Origin of the sequence: Larkinella sp. VNQ87 (assembly GCF_049445795.1) — a bacterium.
Taxonomy (GTDB): domain Bacteria; phylum Bacteroidota; class Bacteroidia; order Cytophagales; family Spirosomataceae; genus Larkinella.
On the sequence record NZ_JBMSDT010000018.1, the window covers coordinates 17,205 to 39,564 of the forward strand.

Sequence of the window (22,360 nt, forward strand, 5' to 3'; positions counted from 1 at the left end):
AGATCGGGTCCTTTCGGACCTGAACCGAAATGGCGTAGTATGGTAGAATGTCGGTATATAGACAGGTGTTGCCATTTTTATTTTTGCCAAAAGCGGGGCAATGATAAAATAATTGTTTCGCTTGTGCAATACATAACGAAAAAATTGAGTATTCGTTCATAAATTTTACGCTTTTTCCGTAGCGATATTTTTATACATTTGTTAATGAGAACCTTCCGCCCCGCTGCATGTATCGTCTTTCTTCCGATGATCTGATCTATGGCTACATCAACGGAATCTTCCCGATGGCTGATACCGACAATACGCTGTATTGGTATTCGCCGGACCCCCGCGCCATTATACCCTTAGACACGTATCGACCGGCAAAGTCACTTCGGCCCATCTTAAATAAGAAGCTTTTTGAAATTCGTATTAACGCAGATTTTGAGCAGGTTATGCGGTATTGTGCCCTGCCACGCTCGGAGAATGACGGCACCTGGATTTCAGAGGAAATCATCGAAGCCTACGTCGAACTTCACCAGATGGGCCTGGCCCACAGCGTCGAAACCTATCTCGATAACCGGCTGGTAGGTGGCTTATACGGCGTGGCGATGGGGGCAGTTTTTTTTGGAGAATCCATGTTTTACCAGGTGCCGAACGCATCGAAGGTGGCGTTTCATTATTTGATTGAAATCCTGCGAAAACAACAATTCGAGTTGCTCGACACGCAATTTATCAACGACAATGTCCGGCGGTTTGGGGCCATCGAAATTCCCCGACCCGAATACATGAAACTCCTGAAACAGTCCCTCCAGAAAAAAGCCCGGTTCACCGAGCCGGTTTTCGAACATCTGTTTAAAAGCCAGCCGGATTAAAACCGGAACGGAACAAATTGCCCCGGCCTGAAATAATCTTCGTACTTTTGCTTCTTCATTCACTTCATCGCTCCCAAATCCGGTTTTTGATAAAGAGCTCCTAAAGGGGATTTAGGGGTCTAACGCTATAATTTCGTTCAAGTGTGTCAGTTTTAGTGATTAAGTTCGGTACGGCGTCCATTACCCTGCCGGATGGTTCGTTGAATGAAGCCGTCATGGCCGACATTGCCCGGCAGGTAGCCGAATTGCGTCGTTCGTATCATGTTCTGCTCGTGTCGTCGGGGGCCGTCGGGGCCGGGAAAGGGCTGATCGACGGGTACCGGGGTGATCTGGCGCAGCGGAAAGCCGCAGCCGCCGTGGGAAACCTGTTGCTGCTGAATGTCTATAACCGTTATTTCTCCCAATACAACATCCCGATTGCCCAAACCCTCTGCGAACGCCATCACTTCGCCGATCGTCAGCAGTTTCTGCAACTGAAAGAAACCGTGCAGGAACTCTGGAAAAACGGTATCATTCCGATTGCCAACGAAAATGACGTGGTCAGTGACCGCGAACTGAAGTTTTCGGACAACGACGAACTGGCAACACTTATGGCTGTGGGCTTCGGAGCTTCGACGCTGATGCTTTGCACCTCAGTGGGCGGTTTGCTCGATCCGGACGGGCACGTCATTCCAACCGTTGAACAGGTCGATGAATCCATCTTTGGGATTGTACGAAACGAGAAATCGGCCCTCGGGCTGGGCGGCATGACCTCCAAACTAACGTTTGCCAAACTGGCCACCCGCATGGGCATCCGGGTGACGATTTTCGGCCTGAAACAACCCGACGGCATTCTGCGGGCGTTGCGGGGCGAAACCGGCACGGCCTTCAAACCGCAGGTGAGTTCGCCCTCGGCCCGCCAGCGGTGGCTCGGCAGCGGTAGCCTGACGGCCGGTATTCTGCGGGTCGATGCCGGGGCCGTAGCGGCTTTGGGTCGGCGGAACAGTTTGCTCGCCGTCGGTGTTCGGACGGTGGAAGGCGATTTTGCGCCGGGCGAGGTGGTGGAAATTTGCGACGAAGCCGGAACAACCGTGGCTGTAGCCCGCGCCCGACTGTCATCGACCGACCTGATGGGACAGCTCAATCAGCAGAATGTGGAAGTAGCCAATGCCAGTGATATTGTACTTTTATGAATCTACCGGATACAATGAACCTCATTACTCCGCTGTTGCAGGAAACAAAATTTGCGTCGGCCTCGGTCCGGCGTTTGTCGGCTGAACAGAAAACCGCCCTGCTCCAACGGTTGGCCGATCTCGTTTTCGAACAGACACCGATGATTCTAGTTGAAAATCAGAAGGATCTGGATGCTATGCCGGACGGTGATCCGAAAAAAGACCGGTTATTGCTGAATGAAAAGCGGATTGCCGACCTGGCCGACAGCCTGCGCGTGGTGGCCCAGTTACCCGATCCGAGCGGGACGGTTTTGCTCGAACGAACCATCGAACAAGGGTTGCAACTCCGGAAACTGGCCGTTCCACTGGGCGTGGTGGGCGTCATCTACGAGTCGCGGCCCAACGTGACGCTCGACGTGGCCGCGCTCTGTTTACGGTCGGGGAATGCCTGCGTGCTGAAAGGTGGCAAGGAAGCCCACCATTCGAACCAGGCGCTGGTGAGGCTGATTCATCAGGCTCTGGCGGAATTTGGCGTGCCCGAAGCGGCCGTGGCGCTCATGCCGCCCGACCGGGCCGTGGTGAACGAGTTGCTGACGGCCACGCGCTACATCGACATCATCATCCCGCGCGGCTCGGATGCGCTGATTCAGTACGTCCGGCAACATTCGCTGGTGCCGACCATCGAAACCGGCGCGGGGGTTTGCCATACATACGTCGAACGCACGGCCGATCTGGCCCAGGCTCGCGACATTGTGGTCAATGCGAAAGTGTCGCGCCCGTCGGTTTGCAACTCGCTCGACTGTGTGCTGGTCGATCAGGCCGTCGTCGATGATTTTCTGCCCATGCTAGTCGAGGACTTCATCAAGTGGAACGTCGAGGTGTTTGCCGATGAGGAGGCTTTCCGGGTGCTGGCGTCGGTGGATTTTCCGGCGCTTAATCGGGCGGAACTGAGCGATTTTGGCCGGGAGTTCCTGGATTATAAATGCGCCATTAAAGTGGTGTCGGGCCTAGAGGAAGCGCTGTCGCACATCCAGGCGTATTCGTCTCGGCATTCTGAAGCGGTGGTTTCGCGTGATCTGGCGGTGATCGACCGGTTTTTGAACGAGGTGGACGCGGCTGCGGTTTACGCCAATGCGTCGACCCGGTTTACCGATGGCGGGGTGTTTGGCCTGGGCGCCGAGATTGGTATTTCGACCCAAAAACTGCACGCTCGGGGGCCGTTTGCGCTGGAAAAGCTCGTAACCGAAAAATGGGTTGTAGTGGGCAACGGGCAGGTGCGTTGGTAAAACCGGCTTATTTTTATAGTTCTTACGATTTAGATTCATTTTTAATGAATTTCTAATTGACTATTCGTCACAAGCGCACCCTTGATGCGCTAACTTGCGATGCTGTCACCGTAATGTACGAAAATGGTTGAATACCGGGAATCTCTGCTTTTGCTGATTTCTACCCCGCTGTACGCCCTGGTTATTGGGGCCGAGGTCTTATTCAGCTACCTGCATCACAAACCGTATTACTCCGTCAGGGGCGTTTTACAGAACTGTTACCTCACGCTGCTCAACATGAGCCTTGATTTGCTCGTGCGCGGTTTTTACGTGGGCGTACTGGTGTGGGTTTACCAACACCGGGTCACTGAATGGACCAATCCGTGGTTGTATTGGCCCACACTCTTATTGCTGGAAGATTTTGCCTTTTACTGGCTGCACCGGGTCGATCATTTCTGCCGTTTATTCTGGGCCGTTCACGTCACGCATCATTCCTCGGAAGAGTTTAACCTGACGGTCGGTTTTCGCTCGTCGGTGTTTCAGCCGCTGTATCGTTTCGTATATTTCCTGCCGCTGGCGTGGCTCGGTTTTCGGGCGGAGGATATCGTGTTTATGTATTCGGCGACGCAGATTTACGGAATTATCGTCCATACGCAGTACATCGGACGACTCGGTTTTCTGGAATGGTTACTGGTCACCCCGGCCCATCACCGCGTTCACCACGCATCGAACATCCGTTACCTCGACCGGAACATGGGCATGCTGTTCATCATCTGGGACCGGCTTTTTGGTACTTTTGCCGAAGAGGTTCCCGAAGATCCCGTTCGCTACGGGCTGACTACCAACCTGACCGATCATTCGCCGGGCAACCTGGTTTTGCACGAATGGAAGAAACTGGCAGCCGACCTTCGTATACCAGGACCGTTCTGGCAAAAGGTTAAATACGTTCTGGCCCCGCCCGGCTGGAGCCACGACGGCCACAGTCTAACGGCCGACGAAATGCGGCAGTACCTGATCACAGATACCAGGGAAGAGAAAATCAGGCAGGAAAAGCACCAGGCTGTTTAGCTTGTCACAAAGGCGGTTTTTACAGCAAATTCAGTTGGACCAGAATCGAAAGAAACTGGTAGCAACCCATTTTCGTCCGGGAAAAATCAGCCGACAGATCGGCAAGCTGGGCCGCTATCGTCGTATGGCGACCAAACTGGAGTTCGCGGCAAATCTGCTGGCTACCTGGCGGGCAGTCCGCCCGTTCGCAGATCAGATCGGAGCGAAAGCGTTTAAACCAGGCTTGCAGCCGGTGGAGGTGCTGCTGGTATTCGATGGCCCGGGGGCGCAGATTCTGCTGGGTGTACCGTTCCAGCACATCGTCCAGCAGCGTCAGAAGCTGATCAATTTCCTGTTGGTAATTCGTCAACGTGCGGGCCCAGCGCTGGTTTTCGGTGTGGCAGAGGTCGACTGTTTGCTGATCCGGCTCGGCAATGAGATTGTTTGAACGCTCCATACGAATGCTATTTCGCGTAAAGCTGCGGGATTTACGGATGCTTCACCATGATTTTTGTCAGTTTTGGGTAAAAAGATCATCAGTCTGTAAGCGTCCTGAAGATCAGGTTGTGGGGTGATGCCAGTCAGGCGGCAGGTGGGTGCGGCTGGCGACCTTTGTTGTATCCATTTGATCTGATACGACAATGAACACGAAACTTGCCCTCCCGACCCATTCGGTTACCGAACCCTCAGGCGCTAACTGGCGAACCCGCTATAACCAATGGATCAACCTGCTGGAAACCGGCGATTACCGGTTCACGGTGATGGTCGCCCTGCTGATTGTCCAAAGCTGTCTTGTCACACCGGCTTCGCTGTTGATTTTCCAATATTTCGATTTCGGGTACAGTGACATCTTTGCCGGCATTGCGGTGGTAAGCTTCTTCGCCGTGCTGGTGTCGAACCTGGGCCTGTTATCGGTGCGGTTTTGCATCCAGCTTTTTACCGCCAACGTGCTGATTCACATGGCAATGCTGGCCATTCACCTGCTGCGGTAAGCTCATATATTAGGAAGGCCGGTTCGGGGTCGAACCGGTTTTTTGGCTCGAGTCATTTCGGGTTTAAAATGGCGGCTTCGGGCTCAGCTAACGGAAGTAAACAGCACCAGCCAGGGGAGCCAGGCGTTATCCCGGGTTTTTCGGTACACTGCAAACTTGCCGTGGCTGCAATTGTGGCCGCAGGTAAAGTAGTAATAAAAGAAGCAAAGGGTATTGTTCCGAATGAAGAGAGGCCGCGAGAAGCTGTAAAAACTGTTTGCTTGCGCCTGCTTAAAATCGCTCCAATCGCGGTTTCGGTTGAAGTAGCCCAGTTGTCCGCTGTTGTCGGTCGTAACCGTTCCGGCTTCAAATACATTGACCAGGCTGCTGTCGGTACGGTTTTGCTGTTTTTCCAGTTCCTGAAGCAGGTATTCGCGTTCCTGATCACTCAACACCAGAATACTGTCCGGGTCATAGCGGCTCCGTAAACTTTCCCTTTCCGAACGAAGCGTTGAGGCCTGCAAGGCATCTTTAATGCTGCTAAACGCATGGGTGGCCAGAAACGTGGGAAAAACAATCCGGTTTAGGTTGCGGAACTGATACCGGATAAAGGCCTGCGCTTCCGACTGCTGGCCGTGCGTCTGGCTGGCCAGAGCAAAGAGGAGCAGGGCGAAAATAAATCGTTTCATGGCTGGGTATCGGGTTCGCGAAAATCGGCTTCGGGTTAGTCGAAAAGGCTGGTCTGGTATTGTTCCTGCATGTGCCGTTCTACCACATCCCACAGGGCTCTCCGGGCCTGGTCGTCATCAATCCGGTACTGGATAATGATGGCTTTACGCAGCGCATTAAACAGCAGCCAGGCCGGTCGCGAATACCGTTCCTGCTCTTCAAAATGCCGGATGCCGTTCGTAATCATTTCATCATACGTTATAAAAACCGTCGGCTCGTTGCCGCTGGCGGGCGTGAGGGCTGGATGGGTCTGCCGGGCGACTTGCTCGGCGTGGTGCAGTTTGGCAATACACAGAAATTCGTTGCGAAAACCGGGATGCTGATACACCTCTTCGGCCAACGTCTGCTGACGATCCCGGATCTCCTGCATCATACCGGGACGCGATAAATCCTGGTATTGCCATTTTGTGGCGTGGTCCTTTTCCTGAGCGAAATGCCGCTGGTAGGCCATTTTAAACACATACAAAAGCAGTTTGTACCCGTTTTCGTATCCTTTTTCGGATAGATTGGCAAGATGATTCAGCCCCCGTTGCAGACCGTGCGTTCGCAGCGCAATAGCAGTGACGTCGGTGTCTGGTAACGAGCTGGCGGTAATAGCGGGTTCAAGGTCAGAGTCGAGCGGTTTTTCGGATGCAACCAGAAAATACAAATCCATCAGGTGGATATGCCTATCGTTGTCACTGAACTGAGCAAAGCGCTGCAACAGGACTTCGTCGGTCAGGATGTCCTGTCCAAACTGGCGAAGGGTGATTTCTTCTTCCAGGCTCATGAAAAACGATTTTCGTCCCATCTTACTTTCTAAGTTTGAGTAAACGCAGCGTATGTTGCAGGGAGATGGTCTGGTCCCACTCTTGATGGCCCGGAATCACAAAACGGGGGGTCGGGAAAGCCGCCTGTACGCGCCGGATGGAGTTGCCCCATTCGGTCAGGTTGGCATCGCTGAGGTTACCCAGACCAAAAGCCGCGTAACTTTTCACGAAACAGCCGCCAAACAGTACCTGCTCCGTCGGGAACCAGACCACGATGTTGTCGCCGGAATGGCCCGGACCGGGATAAAAACACCGGATCGGCAGCTTTCCGACGGTCAGCGTGGTGTCGTTGGATAAAACGGGTTCGGGTCGTTCGTAGCCGTTTCGGGCGGCACTTTCGGCCGTCAGGGGCGTACTGACGACCCGGATACCAGCTTTTCGGAGCAGACCGATGCCGCCCACGCGGTCTTCGTGGAAGTGGGTAACAATGCAAAGCCGAACCGGCTGGTGCAGATTCTCATCAATCCAGGCCAGAAGCTGGCGGGTCTGGTCGGTATCGGTGAGCACATCCCAGCCGGTGTCGATGAGCACAACCCCATCGTCGGTTTTGACAAGTAGTCCGTTGGAGGGAAACGGTTTTCCTTCGTATTCGCGGTAGGTGGTATGCACCAGCAGCCGGTCGGTCAGGGGGGTAACCTTGATTTTTAACGGCGTTTGGGCGGTCAGCAGCAGGGGAAAACTCCAACTTAACAGAAATAACCGGAAGCGCATGGATGGAGAGTGAGCTAAAATCAATACTGAGCGTAAACAAGATACGAAGATAGGATCAATTTAACGACATCGACTCCAACTCGGGAGTTAAACGAAAATTTTCGGGTCGGCTGAAAAATAGAAATATGCTAATAACTAGTTGTAATTATGTAACCTTTTGTGATTTTAGGTAACATTGGTATCAATTTTGAACCATAAACAGTGACTCTTGCACGTAGTACGTGTAACGAGGTAGGACAGAGAAAAAGATTTACAGCCCAGCCCACTTTTAGGCGCTGGGTTTGTTTTTTGGCGGTCTTTAGAAAATTCTCTTACAAGATCTTAGCGTGTTTGTCGCAGATCTTACCAAGTGCAAAAATGGCGGCAAAACTGGCATCGGGCTTGCGAATACTACCCCAAAGGTAAGTAGGTATACCGGCTTTTTGCACGAAAATAGGGATTCGGTGGTATACTTACCGCTTGTTCATTTACTGGCTGACGCGAAGAAGGCTCTGCTAAAATCGTATAAAAAGTGGACCGGCATTTATTTACCCATAAGCACCTGAATTAGAGCAGTTCGACAAGTATAATTTCCACTGGTTGGGTTGTCGAATAAGCAAAGCTAGCAGCAACTTCTTTACGTAGGTCCGGATATCGTCAGCAGACGTTGAATAGAATAGAACCTGATCGATTATCCGTTTTACAGGATTAATTGCCTGATTTAAAGATGTTAGTAAACGGGTGTTGTGTGTGAGCATAATTGAATTATGTTGGCATTGCCTTTGCCAACTCAACCGTATACGGATAGCCGTTGGTGCGAATTGGAATCCGGTTTCAAACATCCGATTGCTGAACCGGTTTACAAAAAATCCGGCGACCGGACTCAGGGAAACGATACGGACTGTCGGCCAAACACCCATGAACAGAAAACTCATCGTTAGTTAACTATGCAAATTAAAGGCTACTACTGTACGAAAAAGAAATGCCAGGTCTGGCTGAAACACAGTCCGCAGCAAAATTTAAATGTCATTCCCGAGCGTGTTTTGGCACAATTGGGCATGCTGGAAAAAATAGGCTCCGCTGAGTTGACGGACGATACGAACTTTGCCCGGATCATCGAAAAGCAAGGGTATTGCATTACAAAGACAGCGGTTATTTTCGAAGCCGAACAGCACTTTGTGCATCAGGGATTGCCGTCCTGAGCCTGAACGAATGAAAGGCGGCCGACAAGCGGAAATGTCAACTTCCTGCGTATTTTTGGGATCAGTCATCGCCCCGTTCCCAAACCGCCTTTCATGAAAAAAAGACTCCTCCTGTTCAGTCTGGTTGCTTACCTGATTGGACTTGCCGTTGTTGCGCAAACGCCCGGCGACTACACCTGGTGGAATCCTGCCCAGGCCAACATCCCGGTGATTGAAGGTCAGGCCTGGACAGGAAAAGCCATTCAGAGCCCCTACGACCGATTACCCGCCGATGCCGAGAAAACCGTTCGGAAAGCCGTCTGGAATCTGTCGCGGAATGCAGCCGGGTTGCTGATCCGGTTTCGGGCCAGCACCGACCGGGTGATGGTTCGGTATGCCGTGGAGGGCAAACACGCCCTGCCCCACATGCCCGCAACGGGCGTCAGCGGGGTTGATCTCTACGCCGGAAACAGCGACGGCGACTGGCTCTGGTGCAACGGAAAATACACCTTCGGCGACACGATTCAGTACCAGTTTACAGGCCTGACACCCAACGATAACTACCACCCGAAAGGCCGCGAATACCGGCTGTATCTGCCGCTGTACAACACGGTGAAATGGCTCGAAATCGGGCTGCCAACCGGCGTCACGATCACACCTTTGCCCGTACGGGACGATAAACCGATTGTCGTTTACGGAACGTCCATTGCGCAGGGAGCCTGCGCGTCGCGGCCCGGCATGGCGTGGACGGCTATTCTGGGCCGAAAACTCGACCGGCCGCTGATTAACCTGGCGTTCTCGGGAAACGGGCGGCTCGAAAAGGAGATCATCGAGCTGTTGCCGCAAATCGATGCGAAAGTCTACGTGCTGGATTGCCTGCCGAACCTGATTACGACCCCCGAACGAACCGCTGAGGAAGTAAAAAACCGTATTCTGGAATCGGTCCGGGCGCTGCGGCAAAAAAAACCGTTGACCCCGATTCTGCTCGTTGAACACGCGGGCTACACGGACGGCGACATCAATCCGGTCCGGCAGCGGGCCTACAGCGAGGTCAACGAAGTCATGCGGCAGGCCTTTGCGCAGTTAAAAGGAGAGGGCATTCCGCAATTGTACCTGTTGCCCAAATCACAGATTTACCTGAGTGCCGATGCGATGGTCGATGGCACCCACCCGTCGGACCTGGGCATGCAGCAATACGCCGATGCCTATGAGCGGGCCTTGCGGACCATTCTGAACGAACCAACCGGACTGTCTACGACTACCCAACCGCGCATTCAATCCCGCGATTCGCGAATCTACGACTGGGAAACCCGTCATCGCGACATCCTGACCCGACTGAAAACCCATCCGCCCCGCATCGTTTACCTCGGTAACTCAATCACCCATTTTTGGGGTGGTGAGCCGGTGTCAGCCCGGGCTGCGGGCAGCGATTCGTGGAAAACCGTCCTGGAACCGCTGGGCGTGCAGAACCTGGGCTACGGCTGGGACCGGATCGAAAACGTGCTGTGGCGCGTCTACCATGGCGAACTCGACGGCTATCAGGCCGAGCAGGTTGTCGTCATGATCGGGACCAACAACCTCCAGTGGAATACCAATGCCGAGATTGCCGCCGGACTGAAATTTCTCATTCAGACCATCAAGGTCCGGCAACCGACCGCCGAGGTACTTTTGATTGGAATTCTGCCCCGCCGGAACGAAGAAAAGCGGCTGACCGCGCTCAACGACGAACTGGCGCAGGTGGCCGGTGAACTCAACGTCCGCTTTGCCCAGCCCGGCACGGTTTTTCTGAAACCGGATGGCCGCATTGATGAATCACTTTTTTCGGATGGGCTCCATCCGAATGCCGAAGGCTACCGGCGTTTTGCGGCCCAACTCCGGCCGTACCTGAAGTCGCCCGAACCGGTTCAGAAAAATCGCAAAGCGGTTCGGTAACGGCCCGGTTAGTCCGGATTTTCTACCGTTCGGACGCGTGGGCCTTTGATTTCTTTCCGGCCCAGCTTGTAAGCGATTGTCAGCCGGATGTGCTGATTCTGAAGGCGGTACGTCTGGGTCTGCCGGAACGCATCCGTGGCGGTTTCTTCCCGGATAAACGTGTGGGGCGTCAGGATTGTATCCATTCGGAGGGCCATAACGAGCCGCTTGTTTTTCGACTCTTTGCCGAACGTCAGACTGTAGTATTTCCAGCCGGTCCGGTAGCCCTGTAAGCGGAGGTTGTTGGCGTCGAAAAAACCGTAAAAATCGATGCTGAAACCGTGGGGTAGTTTGTAGGTGCCGTTCAGCACCAGTTCCCGCATCAGGCCGTGGTTGGTCAGATTAAGCGCCCGGCTTTCGAGCCAGACGTACTGCGGGGTCAGCGTGGCGCTCAGATTGAGTTGGGTCGATGGTTTCCAGGTCAGATTGAGCGCCAGACCGAGCCGCCGGTTTCGCCCGATATTCTGCCAGGTACTCTCAAAAACGCCGTCGGGCCGCGCCGTTCGGATGCTCTCGATGCTGTTTCGATTGTCGTTGTAAAACAGGCCGATATCCATAAATAGGCGGGTAGAATTGCGGGAATACGTTAGCTGATAACGACGAGTAATCTCGGGTTGAAGCTGCGGATTGCCAAACTGGCGATTCAGGGAGTCGCTGTTGTTGACGGTCGGATTCAGGATGGAAAAATAAGGACGGTTGAGTTTCACGGAATAACTCAGTTTGAGCGAGCTTTTGGGGCTGACGTTGTGGTTAATCAGTAGGTTGGGAACCAAATTATGAAACGATGGAATCCGGAGAGCAACGTCCTTAAAGCTTGCGGTCAGATCGGTCTTTTCGTAGCGGGTTCCGGCCGTAAACTGCCACTTTTTCAGGCTGAGGTTGACGCTCGTGTAACCGGCATACACCCTGCTTTCATACGAAAAGGCGTTTGAACGAGTCGGGTCGTTGGCATACTGTTGGTCAGCGAAGCCATAAATTCCAAATCGGCTATCACTGTCGAGGGCCTTCCGGACCAGTTTTCCACCGGTTTCCCATTTCCACCGATCCGTGAACGAGTGGGAATAATCGATCTGTAGGCTCAGGTCCCGGTTCCGGGTTTTGCTGTCGAAATTCTCCCGGTAATTCATCACTTGCCCACGTTGTTGCTCCAGCTCATAGCGGTTGGTGCCGGTGAAGGCAAAGTACAGGCCAATGAATGAAAACTCCTTCCGCTTGTCTTTGGACTGGCCCGTATAACCGACATTGAAAGTGTTGCCGTCGTTGCTAACCGGGCTATCGGTTTTCCGCTGGAAGGAGGGTTGCAGGGTTTCATCGTCCGCATGAAAATTGTCGGCCACGGTTTTTGTCCGGAACGATGACCCGCGGGACCGGTAGCCAAAATCGAGCGTGTTCAATGAATCAAGGCTGTACAGAGCCTTCAAGCCGCCGAAGAAATAATCGCCCAACTGCCGGGATTCACTGGTCTGAACCACCCGAAACGACTCGCTCTCCCGATTCAGGACGGCACCGTTGCGGTTCCAGAAGAGTTGGTAGAAAGCATCGGCTTTCAACAGCCATTTTCCCGACTGGTGCTGTAAATCGGCCATGACATTTTCGCTGCGATTGGCCAGCGCCAATCGAATGTTGCCGTTGGTGGCGTTTTGGAGGCTTTTACGGGTAATGATGTTTACGACACCGTCGGTTCCTTCCGCGTCGTAGCGGGCCGATGGATGCGTGATCACCTCGACTTTGACGATGGTTTCTCCGCTGATCGATTTCAGGGCATCGGCCACGGAGGAAGCGTACAGGTCAGACGGTTTGCCGTCGATGAACACCCGGATTTGCGAACTGCCGCGCATCGAAAGTCCGCCGTTGGCATCGATGGTAAGCAGCGGTACCTTGCGTAACACATCCGACGCATCGCTTCCGGCAAGCGCGGGCAGGCTTTCCGCGTTGAAGGTAATCCCGTCGGCCCGCTGCTCGATCAGCGGTTTTTGTCCCCGAATCGTAACGGTTTTCAGGAGTTTCGCGTCCTGACTCACCATCAGTTGGCCCACATCCAGCACGGTCTGTTCGGCGTTGAGGGTCAGGATCGGTGACTGGACGGGACGGTAACCCACCAGACTGAACGTCAGACGATACGTGCCGTATGGAATCCATTGTAACTCGAAACGACCCAAGCTGTCGGTCAGTGTACCGTTTACCAACGAATCCCCCCGAAACAGCGAAACCGTGGCAAAAGGCACGGGTTGTTGAGTGAGTGAATCCGCAATGATGCCTTTTACAGTACCCTGATGGACCGGTTTTTGTGCCTGGAGGTCAACGGAGACAACAATGAGCAACAGGAAGACGAGAACGAACGGTTTCATGGCGAATTGATCGGGAAGAAATAGGGCATAAATCGGCAGTTCGGACAAAGAAGTAGCGGCCTCGCCCTGGCGTGGAATTGGACTTTTGTCTCTTGTCTATTCTCTTTTACTCTTTTTTCACCGGATAATTCGGGATATTCCTGCCGAGGTAGATGTTGCGCTCGCCTTTAGACATGTTGCCGACATCCTTGAGCCTGACGATGCCGCTGCCACCCCGGTTTTCGAGCTTCCGGCGTTTTTCAGTCGTCAACAGCGGGTCGTTGTCGAACAGGAATTCGTCGATGTAGTATTCGTTCAGATCGGGCTCCTTCACGGTGATGTGAATGTGAGCCGGTTCGTTGGCGTTCGGGTAGGGGGCAGGCCGGAGCGTGACAAATTTGTAAGCACCTTTCTCGTCGGTGCGCACCCAGCCCCGGATGTAGCCGTGTCGTTTACCCCAGCCGGTTTCGTTACCTTTCTTCGGATAATGCCCGGTTTGGTCGGTGTGGTACACGTACAGAATAACGCCTGCTGCGGGCGTTTTGCCATCGGCTTTGTAAACGATTCCGTTGATGCCCAGCGGTTTTTTGCCTTCCCAAGTCACATCCGGCATTTTCAGGAGACTCGGCAGTTTCTCAAATGATACCGTGTTTTCGTAAATCGCTTCGCAGCCTTCGCAGGGGCCGCCTACTTTGTCCTGCCCGTGAGCCGACAGAAGGGCGGAGACAACGAAAAACAGAACGAGTATTCCTGACTTCTTCATGGATCAATCATTGGAAGAGTGTGTCGTATCGAATTCCTGGACAAACCAACGAAATCCGGTTTTTCGCGCCAAAAAAAGTAGAGGAACGACCAAAAAAGTAGAGGAGCTTTCGGGGGCGTGTTTTTCCTCTATTTTTTAAGTCGTTGGTCGATATTATTTCGAAGATACTCTTCTTTTGCTTTCATTTACAGCCAGATACCATCACCCGTCAACGCTAATTTCTCATGGACTTCCTGGAACGACCGCTGAAATTGCCGCTTTCCAACCGTACGGTTCCGGTCAAATACGCGCTGGTGCATACGGGTTACTGGATTCTGATTACCGGTTTTTTTCTGTACGAAAAACGGTACCTGATTTACAAGGCGAGCCTGTCGTATTTCGCGGTTTGCGTGGTCATGCGGGTGGCATTGCTCATCGGCATTGCGTACCTGAATCTGCATTATTTTCTGCCTCGGTATCTATTAAAAAGACGGTATGGCCGGTATTTCGCGCTGGTGATGCTGTCGATTCTAAGTTATTTGCTGGCGCAGAGTCTGTTTGATTACTACCTATACGGCTACGTCATCGGCCCAATGCGCAACAGCGATTTGTGGGAAAGCCTATCGTACAATTTTTTCAGCACCCTCTGGTATTTGGGGCTAATGGTGGCGCTGAAACTCAGCATCGACTGGTATGAGCAGCAGCGAATTTTACAGAAAATTAGGGTTGAAAAATTGCAGGCCGAGGTCGACTTTCTGCGCTCGCAGGTCAATCCGCATTTCCTGTTCAACAGCCTGAATAACCTCTACGCGCTGACGCTCCGGAAGTCGGATCAGGCACCGGACGTGGTGTTGAAACTATCCGAAATGATGGAATACATGCTCTACGACAGCGACGATGTGCGGGTACCGCTCGACAAGGAGATCCGGTATTTGCAGAACTACATCGAACTCGAAAAAATCCGCTGTGGCGACCACGCCGAGATTGCTTTCGACGTATCCGGCCCGCTGAACGGCCAGGAAATTGCGCCCTTGCTGCTCCTGCCGCTTGTCGAAAATGCGTTCAAGCACGGAGTCGGTAAACAGTCGAAAACGGCCTGGTTACGCGGTAAAATGGAGCTGGATCACGCGGCTGTGACGTTGACGGTGGAAAACAACAAACCGGCCCTTCCGCCCTCGAATGGCAAAGGTGGTATTGGGCTGGTCAACCTGCGGCAGCGGCTGGAACTGCTCTATCCCGGCCGGCATACCCTGGACACGGAAGACCGGCCGGGATACTATAAAGTGACGCTGAACATCACGCTGGCCGGAGCGGAGGAGAAAAGACAAACCGAAAATGCAGACAATCATGAACCGCTTTAAAAAAGGATTACTCGTGCTGGGGGCCATCGTTCTTGTGCAAGCCAGTCGGTTTTCGCCCAAACCGGCGACTTTGGTGGCGACAAGCCCCTGCGATCAAATTCCGCGCACGATGCTGTCGATTCCGGCCCCGGCCGATTGCGAAATGATTCGCTGGGAGTTAGCCCTGTACCGCGATCCCCGAAACCAGCATCCGACCCGGTATCGACTCGACTACACCTACGGGATGTCGAAACCCTCGACGACCGGTTTTATGAACGGCGGAACCAAAGGCATCAGCGCCGGGGAGTGGACCATCGGGAAGGATGGTAAAAACAAAACCGTATACCGGTTGACGCCTACCGAAAACCGTCCGGCTATTGTCTTCGTGCAGTTGGACGATAAACTGCTGCATTTGGTGGATCAGGACGGGAAATTGATGATTGGGCACGGCGGCTGGAGTTATACCCTGAATGGAAGATAATTACTGTCTAAAGTCATGAAAAACAGATTGTTATGTCTTATAGTTGGGTGTTGGCTAATGGGGACAGCCAACGTCTGTGCGCAGGAAGCCCGGGCCACCAATACGCCTTCGAAAACGTATTCCCGGACGCCCTTAGCCGAAGGACCAACCGTGGTGGGCACTTTTGAAGGGCGGTTTCCCTGTGCCGAAATCTACCGGGACTGGAAGATGCCCGTTCGCCCGGAATGTGTAAAGCTGAAATGGGGACTGACGCTTTTTCAGGACCCGGCGACCCACCAACCCACGACGTACCGGTTAAACCGCAACACCCGCGAAGGAACATGGGCGATTGTCCGGGGAACAAAAACCGATCCCAATGCGGTCGTTTATCAACTGGATTCGGATAAACCCGAAGTTTCCATTTATTTGTTGAAAGGCGACGATAACGTCCTGTTTGTCCTGGATCAGGAACGCAATTTTCGGGTGGGCAATGATTACCTGAGTTACACCCTGAACCGGGTTGTCAACTAAAAGTACCCACGGACTAAAGTCCGTGTGAGCTGGAATTATCCAGAATCTGGAAATCTCTCATGGATAGAGCCTGTGTTTTGTGAGTTAATTCTTACTAGTTGATTATTCCAGCGCTCACGGACTTGAGTCCGTGGGTACGTAAACAGCCGGCTTATGCTAAAATGCGTGGTCATTGACGACGAATCGCTGGCGCGCGAGGTGGTAGCGGGGTACCTGGATCAACTGGATTTTGTAGGGTCGGTGCGTAAATTCGGGAATGCTCGCGATGCCCTTGACTACCTGGAAACCCACGCGGCCGATGTGTTGTTTCTGGACATTGAAATGCCCGAAATGAGCGGTATTGAATTTTTAAAGGCTTTGCCGCAGCCACCCCTGACGGTTTTTACGACCGCTTACCGTGATTATGCCTTCGAAGGCTTCGAACTGGGCGTCATCGACTTTCTGTTAAAACCCATTTCGTACCCCCGGTTTTTGCAGGCCATTGAGAAGATCCGCGACTTCCTGGCGCTGAAAGACCAGAATGCTCGGCTCGAAGCCGGCCCGTCCGACGAACCACCCGGATCGATTTTTGTCAAAAGCGGGGTGCAGCGCATCAAGCTCCATTTCGAGGAGGTCACTCATATTCAGGGCTTAAAGGATTACGCCATTATCCACACGACTACCGGCAAAATTGTCCTGAAAGGGTCCATCAAAGCCATGTTGGAGCTTTTTCCGCCCAGCCGGTTTTTACGGGTTCACAAATCATTCATCGTCGCCGTACCCCGCATTACGCGGCTGGAACGAAACCGGCTGATCATCAACAACCATCAGATTCCTGTCGGTCGGAATTACAAGGAAGAGATTGAGCAGATTTTGAACCCGAAAAGAAGCTAGCGAAAAGATGAAAGAGCAAATATAGGAGACAAACGAAAAGCAATGGTTCGGTCGGTCTTTCCGCTCTTGTCTCACCTCTTTTGTCTACATTTCACTCCTTCGTCACCACTTCATCCAGGTTCAGCAGGACGTTGGCGGTCGCGGTCAGGGCGGCCAGTTCGGGTGTGGCTTCTTCACAGGCCAGCAGCTTTCGGGCTTCGTCGGGCTGTTGGCGGTAGTGCGTCTGCGTCGTTCGGTAGAGTTTCGTCAAAACGGCCAGTTTGCCGGGTGGCAACGGTCGTAACATGATTCGTCGAAAACCGGCCTGAATTTGTTGTTCAGCCGTTTTACCCTGATACCGCATCCAGTCGGCCAGGTGTTGGGCGGCTTCGACATACACCGGGTCGTTGAGCGTCACGAGCGCTTGCAACGGCGTGTTCGTCCGCAGTCGGCGCAACTGGCAAAACTCCCGGCTGGGACTGTCGAACGTAATCATTGACGGATACGGGGCCGTGCGCTTCCAGTAGGTGTACAACGCCCGGCGATACCGGTCTTCGCCCTGACTCAGTTTCCAGCTTTCCCCGCTATAGGGCGACTGCCAGATGCCGTCGGGTTGCACCGGCATCACGCTGGGGCCAAACTGTTTCCGGCTTAGTAAGCCACTAACAGCCAGCATCTGATCGCGAACCTGTTCGGCACTCAGCCGGACGCGCGGGCCGCGCATCAGCAACGCATTGCCGGGATCGTGGGCCAGGGCTTCGGGCGACGCTTGGGAACGCTGGCGGTAGGTAGCCGACATGACCATCCGTTTCAGCAGTTTCTTAACGCTCCACCTGTCGGTTTCCATAAACGCCACGGCCAGCCAGTCGAGCAGTTCGCAGTGGGTGGGCGAAGCCCCCTGCGTGCCAATGTCCTCGACGGTTTCGACCAGGCCGGTGCCAAAGAGTTGTTCCCAAAACCGGTTGACAGCCACCCGCGCCGTCAGGGGGTGCTCCCGACTGGTCATCCAAAGGGCCAGCCCCAGACGGTTTTTGGGTAAATGCGCGGGCATCGGCGGGAGCGACTTCGGCACGTCGGGCGTCACTTTTCTCCCCTTGACAAGCCAGTTCCCGCGTTCAAAAACGTGTGTATCCCGCACCTGATCCCCGGTTCCGTCCTGCATCACGGGCAGCAGGTCGACTTTGACGTTCAGCAGTTCGATTAGTTGGTGGTCCTTGGGGCCGAGGGCGGTTTTGGGCTGGCCGGGGAGTGCAGCCTGTAAGGCCACCCATTTCACCATCACCCATTCCTGCGGCTCTTTCGGGCTATCGAGTGTTAAATACAAATGGTGCCGACCCGAAACCGGCGGCAGGGCCAGCACCAGCGTGGTGTCCTTCCACGGACTGCCGGTTTTCGAAACGGGTTGTTGCAGCAAAACCGGACCGGTTATGCTGTCCTGATGCACTGTGATCAGAGCATTTTTGGCCCTGGTACCCCAGGCAATAATCAGGCGGTTTTTGTTGGTTAATTCCTGGTTTCTGATGCGCGCCGAACCCCCGTGCTGGATGGCGGTGTACATAGCGCCCATCAGCGAGGCATTGACATACTGGTCAAAGCTGTGCGAATTGACTTTCGGCTCCGTTAATCGCAGAAACCGCAGAAAATCTACTTTTTGTTGAGTGTCAATCTGCTGTTGAGCAATCCAATCCTTCATTTCCTGCAGTTTCAACGAATCGGCTTCCTTGTAAAACCGCAGGGTGGGCGTATCGCTGGGCACATCCTCGTCGCGGGTGTTGTTGAAGAAAGCCATGTACCGGTAATAATCCTCGTGTACAAACGGGTCGTACGGGTGGCTGTGGCACTGGACGCAGCCGAAGGTGGTACCCTGCCAGACATCCCAGGTCGTATTGACGCGATCGATAACGGCGGCTACCCGGAATTCCTCGTCCTGCGTGCCGCCCTCGTCGTTGGTCATCGTGTTACGGTGAAATGCCGTCGCAATCAGGGCGTTATCGAGTAAGGATTCGCTATCGTCGCGCTTGCCGTTCGGATCGACTACTAGATCGCCAGCCAGTTGTTCGATGGTGAATTCATTGAACGGTTTGTCGTCGTTGAAGGCCTTGATGAGCCAGTCGCGGTAGCGCCACATCGGGCGCGACAGATCGGCCTCGTAGCCTTTGGTGTCGGCATAGCGGGCCAGATCCAGCCATAGCCCTGCCCAGCGTTCGCCGTAGGCCGGAGACGCCAGCAGCCGGTTCACGACTTTCTCGTACGCGTTCGGGGAGGAATCGGCCACAAAGTCAGCGACTTCTTTTTCCGTGGGTGGCAGGCCCGTCAGATCGAGCGACACCCGGCGGATGAGCGTCACCCGGTCGGCTTCGGGCGACGGTTTCAGTCCTTCGGGTCGGGGCTTCGCCAGCACAAACGGGTCGATTTCGTTTTTGACCCATTTCAATTCGTCATTTTCTGCCAAGCCGAGCCGCGACCAGAATGTGCCGATCTGGGGGACATCCGGTTTTTCGATGCGTTGGTACGCCCAGTGTTTGCCCCAGTCGGCTCCCTGGTCGATCCAGGTGCGGAGCAGTTCGATTTCGTCGGGTTTCAGCGGGGGCGCGTCCAGCGGCATTCGTTCCTCCGGGTCCGCCAGCGTCAGCCGCCGGATGAGTTCGCTGGCGTCGGCATCGCCGGGCACGATGGCCAGTTTGCCGGATTTGGCTGGTGACAGGGCTTCATGTTCGAACAGCAGACTGAAATTAGAGGCTTTTTTAACACCCCCGTGGCAGGCAATGCAGTGTTTGTTGAGCAGCGGTTTGATCTGCGTATTGAAGTCGACCCGTTCTTCCCGAAAGCTCAGCCAGGCCACCGACGTCAGCGTAAACAACACCCCCAGGGCCAGACCGGATCGAAACAGGGACTTCATAGGAACAGGACGTACCGGAACGAAGGTAGAGCAAACTTATTATCAAGTGTAAAAGAGTGGGAAGGTCGTAAAATACTGTCGTTTAAGCAAGAAACGAGTTTTTTATCGACATTGGATGGAATTCGGAAACAGTAGCCAGCGCACAGGACGGCAGTACAGAACAAACTTAGCCCACTTTGCTACCGATCCTCCGAAAAAAGTTAAGTACGTTTGGTCCCCAAAACCGGCTTTACGGCAGTGTCGTGCCCTGAAGCTGCGGCACCAGCATCCGGAACCAGGCCGTGAACGCTTCGGGCTTGTTGGCCATCTCGGCTGCCAGTAGATCCGGGCTGATCCAGCGAATGGCCTGCACTTCCTCGGGGTTGAAGGGAACGTCGCCCGCATACTGGCCGACGAAAACGTGGTCTAACTCGTGCTCGATCAGACCGTTGGGTAATTCGGCCCGGTATTGGAACTGCAACAGCGGTTCCAGCGGGGTGCGGAAGCCCATTTCTTCAAACAGCCGCTGTTCGGCCTGGGTCGCCGTGTTGCCGGGTTCGGTCGGGTGCCCGCAGCAGGTGTTCGACCACAAACCGCCGGAGTGGTATTTCCCATCGGCCCGTTGTTGCAGCAGAAACTCGCCCTGTTCGTTGAACACCAGCACCGAAAACGCCCGGTGCAGGTCGCCGGTCTGGTGTACGGCCAGCTTTTCGGCGGTGCCCAGGATTTCATCCTGTTCATTCACAAGCAAAACAAACGGAGAAGCAGCCGAAGAGTTGATCATGGGGTTCGTTGACGATGGGTAATCAAAAATAAGAACGGGAGAACCCGGTTAATGTTTCATGAAAGGCCAATCTACAACGCCGGGGCCGAAAATAAAAACGAGGCCCTGACAAAAGGACCGGTTTTCAGACGAGCGGCAAGATCACCCGGAACTCCCGGCCGTCGTCTTCGATGCGGGGTAAAGAGTAGCCCAGCATCCGGTATTTGGTCAGAATGTTGCTCAAACCGACCCCGTTGGAAAGCGGTCGGCTGGGTTTTCGCTGGAGGTTGTTGCTGACGATCAGGTGGCGGTTTTCGTCGGTCGAGAGCCGAATGGTCAGGGGTTGGTCCGGCAGGATGATGTTATGCTTAACGGCATTTTCGATTAGCAGTTGCAGCGTCAGCGGGGGTAACTGGCAGGCTTCCGTACCGGACCTGACTTGCAGAATCAGCGTCAGGGCGTTCCCATACCGGGTTTTGAGCAGGTGAAAATAGGATTGAATAAAGTCGAGTTCGGAACCAAGATCGGTCAAAGGCTGGTCGTTGGCGCGGAGCAGGTAGCGGTAAACCGTACTCAATTCTTCCAGAAACTGGCGGGCCTGGGGCGGGTTTTCTTCAATCAGTGAATCGAGAATGTTGAGGCTATTGAACAGAAAATGCGGATTGACTTGCTGGCGTAGTGTTTCCAACTGACTGGCGAAGAGCGCTTTCTGCGACGCTTTCGTTTCGTCGACGGCCTGGCGGTAAAGGCCAAAGTAATACGTGAATTCATAAATGCCGCCGGTAATGCCGACGGCCAGCAACCCGGCAACCGCCTGCCAGGCATAAACGGCCGGTGACACGGTCCAGTTGAGCAGCCCCGACCGACTTAGCAAAAATAACAGCAGCGCCTGAATGCTCAGGACGCCGAGCAGATAGCCGCCAAACGTCAGCAGCATCCGCTGCCGGGTCAGGTGCATGGCCGGAAACCGGGTCTGAACCTGTTTTACCCACCACAAACCGGCATACCAGAACAGAAAAATATACAGGATCACCAGCAGCGACGTAGTCCAGTACGTCGTCCAATTGTAGCGATACCGCCCGAGATTGAGCAGGTTTACGAGCAGAATCCAGGCCGGGATGCCCACGTAAGCAGACCAACTGCCTTTCATAATCAGGTTGGGTCAAACGAAGTTGATCCGTAAGGTACGGTTTTTGTCATTCCGTTGATTCAAGGATAGTTGGCGCGTGTTGCTGGCGGATATGGGTTACGGATCGGATCAGTCCCCAGACGGTCAGGACATACACCAGGGCAACGGCAAGCGGCACCGCTGTAAACCGTTCCGCCGGAAAACCGTACCAGATTGCCGTAACAACCAGCACCCGAACCAGGGCATGAGCGTGGCAGACCCGGCAGTTGAAAAGCCAGCCGATGGCGGGCCAGTGTAGACTCATGCCGATGGCCAGCGCCAGTGGAGCCAGGGAAGAATGGACGCCCGATGCGGCAATCGTGACGGGCCAACTGAGCATCATCGACAGCAGCGCCGGGCCGACCAACCCCGCCAGCGGACTTTTTAGCATCAGGTTGGCCCGTAGCGGTTTTTGCAACCATAAACCCAGTGGGAAAATAAGACCGCTGGCGGAAAACGCAACCAGCATCCAAAGCCCCGGTCTGAGGTAAAAACCGGCAACGCCCAGCGCCAGCCAGTAGATGGCTCCGGCAGCGGGTAAGGCAATACCACCGTTGCTGCTGATAAAAACATGCCGTCGTTCCCGGTCAAGTAATTCAGTAAAATTCATAGCGATCAGAAAGTTTGATGG

The 22,360-nt window shown here is 54.0% G+C and carries 21 protein-coding genes; 11 read left to right on the forward strand and 10 right to left on the reverse strand.

The annotated features are described in order from the left end of the window. Positions 1-227: 227 nt before the first annotated feature. The 4 genes from aat to ACO2Q8_RS25930 all read left to right on the forward strand — a co-directional run bounded on the left by aat (position 228) and on the right by ACO2Q8_RS25930 (position 4,338). Positions 228-854, forward strand: coding sequence for a leucyl/phenylalanyl-tRNA--protein transferase (aat, locus tag ACO2Q8_RS25915; RefSeq protein WP_423347797.1), 627 nt, complete (start codon positions 228-230; stop codon positions 852-854). A gap of 143 nt (positions 855-997) precedes the next feature. Continuing rightward, positions 998-2,026: a glutamate 5-kinase gene (gene proB / locus ACO2Q8_RS25920; protein ID WP_423347798.1), complete on the forward strand. Its 1,029-nt coding sequence runs from the start codon at positions 998-1,000 to the stop codon at positions 2,024-2,026. A gap of 14 nt (positions 2,027-2,040) precedes the next feature. Then, the gene (locus tag ACO2Q8_RS25925; RefSeq protein WP_423347799.1) at positions 2,041-3,291 is read left to right on the forward strand and encodes a glutamate-5-semialdehyde dehydrogenase; all 1,251 of its coding nucleotides are present in this window, start codon (positions 2,041-2,043) and stop codon (positions 3,289-3,291) included. Between the two features lie 123 nt (positions 3,292-3,414). Then, complete coding sequence (locus ACO2Q8_RS25930) at positions 3,415-4,338, forward strand: sterol desaturase family protein (protein ID WP_423347800.1); 924 nt, start codon at positions 3,415-3,417, stop codon at positions 4,336-4,338. Positions 4,339-4,357: 19 nt separating this feature from the next. Here ACO2Q8_RS25930 and ACO2Q8_RS25935 read toward each other — a convergent pair whose 3' ends face one another. Beyond that, complete coding sequence (locus ACO2Q8_RS25935) at positions 4,358-4,774, reverse strand: hypothetical protein (protein WP_423347801.1); 417 nt, start codon at positions 4,772-4,774, stop codon at positions 4,358-4,360. Positions 4,775-4,958: 184 nt separating this feature from the next. Between ACO2Q8_RS25935 and ACO2Q8_RS25940 the strand changes: the two genes are divergently transcribed. Further along, positions 4,959-5,309: a hypothetical protein gene (locus tag ACO2Q8_RS25940; protein WP_423347802.1), complete on the forward strand. Its 351-nt coding sequence runs from the start codon at positions 4,959-4,961 to the stop codon at positions 5,307-5,309. A gap of 83 nt (positions 5,310-5,392) precedes the next feature. Here the strand turns inward: ACO2Q8_RS25940 and ACO2Q8_RS25945 are convergent, their stop codons facing one another. From ACO2Q8_RS25945 to bla, 3 genes are read right to left on the reverse strand one after another with little or no spacing between them, the layout of a single operon-like run. After that, entirely contained in the window at positions 5,393-5,977 is a 585-nt protein-coding gene (locus tag ACO2Q8_RS25945) for a hypothetical protein (protein ID WP_423347803.1), read from the reverse strand. Between the two features lie 35 nt (positions 5,978-6,012). Then, positions 6,013-6,807 (reverse strand): DUF5958 family protein, encoded by a 795-nt coding sequence (locus ACO2Q8_RS25950; protein WP_423347804.1) that lies wholly within the window; start codon positions 6,805-6,807, stop codon positions 6,013-6,015. Between the two features lies 1 nt (position 6,808). Next, positions 6,809-7,537 carry a subclass B1 metallo-beta-lactamase gene (bla, locus tag ACO2Q8_RS25955; protein ID WP_423347805.1) on the reverse strand — a complete coding sequence of 243 codons (729 nt, stop codon included), beginning with the start codon at positions 7,535-7,537 and terminating at the stop codon, positions 6,809-6,811. Positions 7,538-8,463: 926 nt separating this feature from the next. On the opposite strand from bla, the gene ACO2Q8_RS25960 reads away from it, so the two are divergent. Both ACO2Q8_RS25960 and ACO2Q8_RS25965 read left to right on the forward strand, forming a co-directional pair. Continuing rightward, entirely contained in the window at positions 8,464-8,718 is a 255-nt protein-coding gene (locus ACO2Q8_RS25960) for a hypothetical protein (RefSeq protein WP_423347806.1), read from the forward strand. Positions 8,719-8,811: 93 nt separating this feature from the next. Then, a complete protein-coding gene (locus ACO2Q8_RS25965) occupies positions 8,812-10,629 on the forward strand; it encodes an SGNH/GDSL hydrolase family protein (protein WP_423347807.1) in 1,818 nt (605 codons plus the stop codon). Positions 10,630-10,637: 8 nt separating this feature from the next. Here the strand turns inward: ACO2Q8_RS25965 and ACO2Q8_RS25970 are convergent, their stop codons facing one another. Together ACO2Q8_RS25970 and ACO2Q8_RS25975 are read right to left on the reverse strand one after the other, a co-directional pair. After that, complete coding sequence (locus ACO2Q8_RS25970) at positions 10,638-13,016, reverse strand: TonB-dependent receptor domain-containing protein (protein WP_423347808.1); 2,379 nt, start codon at positions 13,014-13,016, stop codon at positions 10,638-10,640. Positions 13,017-13,122: 106 nt separating this feature from the next. Then, complete coding sequence (locus ACO2Q8_RS25975) at positions 13,123-13,758, reverse strand: intradiol ring-cleavage dioxygenase (RefSeq protein WP_423347809.1); 636 nt, start codon at positions 13,756-13,758, stop codon at positions 13,123-13,125. Positions 13,759-13,982: 224 nt separating this feature from the next. Here ACO2Q8_RS25975 and ACO2Q8_RS25980 point away from each other — a divergent pair, with 224 nt between their 5' ends. The 4 genes from ACO2Q8_RS25980 (at position 13,983) to ACO2Q8_RS25995 (ending at position 16,941) form a co-directional block, all read left to right on the forward strand. Further along, a complete protein-coding gene (locus ACO2Q8_RS25980; protein ID WP_423347810.1) occupies positions 13,983-15,098 on the forward strand; it encodes a sensor histidine kinase in 1,116 nt (371 codons plus the stop codon). Continuing rightward, positions 15,085-15,558, forward strand: coding sequence for a copper resistance protein NlpE N-terminal domain-containing protein (locus ACO2Q8_RS25985; RefSeq protein ID WP_423347811.1), 474 nt, complete (start codon positions 15,085-15,087; stop codon positions 15,556-15,558). The genes ACO2Q8_RS25980 and ACO2Q8_RS25985 overlap by 14 nt, the downstream gene beginning before the upstream one ends. A gap of 57 nt (positions 15,559-15,615) precedes the next feature. Continuing rightward, positions 15,616-16,068: a hypothetical protein gene (locus ACO2Q8_RS25990; protein ID WP_423347812.1), complete on the forward strand. Its 453-nt coding sequence runs from the start codon at positions 15,616-15,618 to the stop codon at positions 16,066-16,068. A 153-nt stretch (positions 16,069-16,221) separates the two neighbouring features. Continuing rightward, entirely contained in the window at positions 16,222-16,941 is a 720-nt protein-coding gene (locus ACO2Q8_RS25995; RefSeq protein WP_423347813.1) for a LytR/AlgR family response regulator transcription factor, read from the forward strand. Between the two features lie 91 nt (positions 16,942-17,032). Here ACO2Q8_RS25995 and ACO2Q8_RS26000 read toward each other — a convergent pair whose 3' ends face one another. From ACO2Q8_RS26000 to ACO2Q8_RS26015, 4 genes are all read right to left on the reverse strand, one after another. Next, positions 17,033-19,819 (reverse strand): DUF1553 domain-containing protein, encoded by a 2,787-nt coding sequence (locus tag ACO2Q8_RS26000; protein WP_423347814.1) that lies wholly within the window; start codon positions 19,817-19,819, stop codon positions 17,033-17,035. Between the two features lie 229 nt (positions 19,820-20,048). Continuing rightward, the gene (gene idi, locus ACO2Q8_RS26005; protein ID WP_423347815.1) at positions 20,049-20,582 is read right to left on the reverse strand and encodes an isopentenyl-diphosphate Delta-isomerase; all 534 of its coding nucleotides are present in this window, start codon (positions 20,580-20,582) and stop codon (positions 20,049-20,051) included. Positions 20,583-20,706: 124 nt separating this feature from the next. Continuing rightward, positions 20,707-21,711 carry a sensor histidine kinase gene (locus tag ACO2Q8_RS26010; protein WP_423347816.1) on the reverse strand — a complete coding sequence of 335 codons (1,005 nt, stop codon included), beginning with the start codon at positions 21,709-21,711 and terminating at the stop codon, positions 20,707-20,709. Positions 21,712-21,757: 46 nt separating this feature from the next. Continuing rightward, a complete protein-coding gene (locus tag ACO2Q8_RS26015) occupies positions 21,758-22,339 on the reverse strand; it encodes a DUF7010 family protein (RefSeq protein WP_423347817.1) in 582 nt (193 codons plus the stop codon). Positions 22,340-22,360 lie beyond the last annotated feature (21 nt).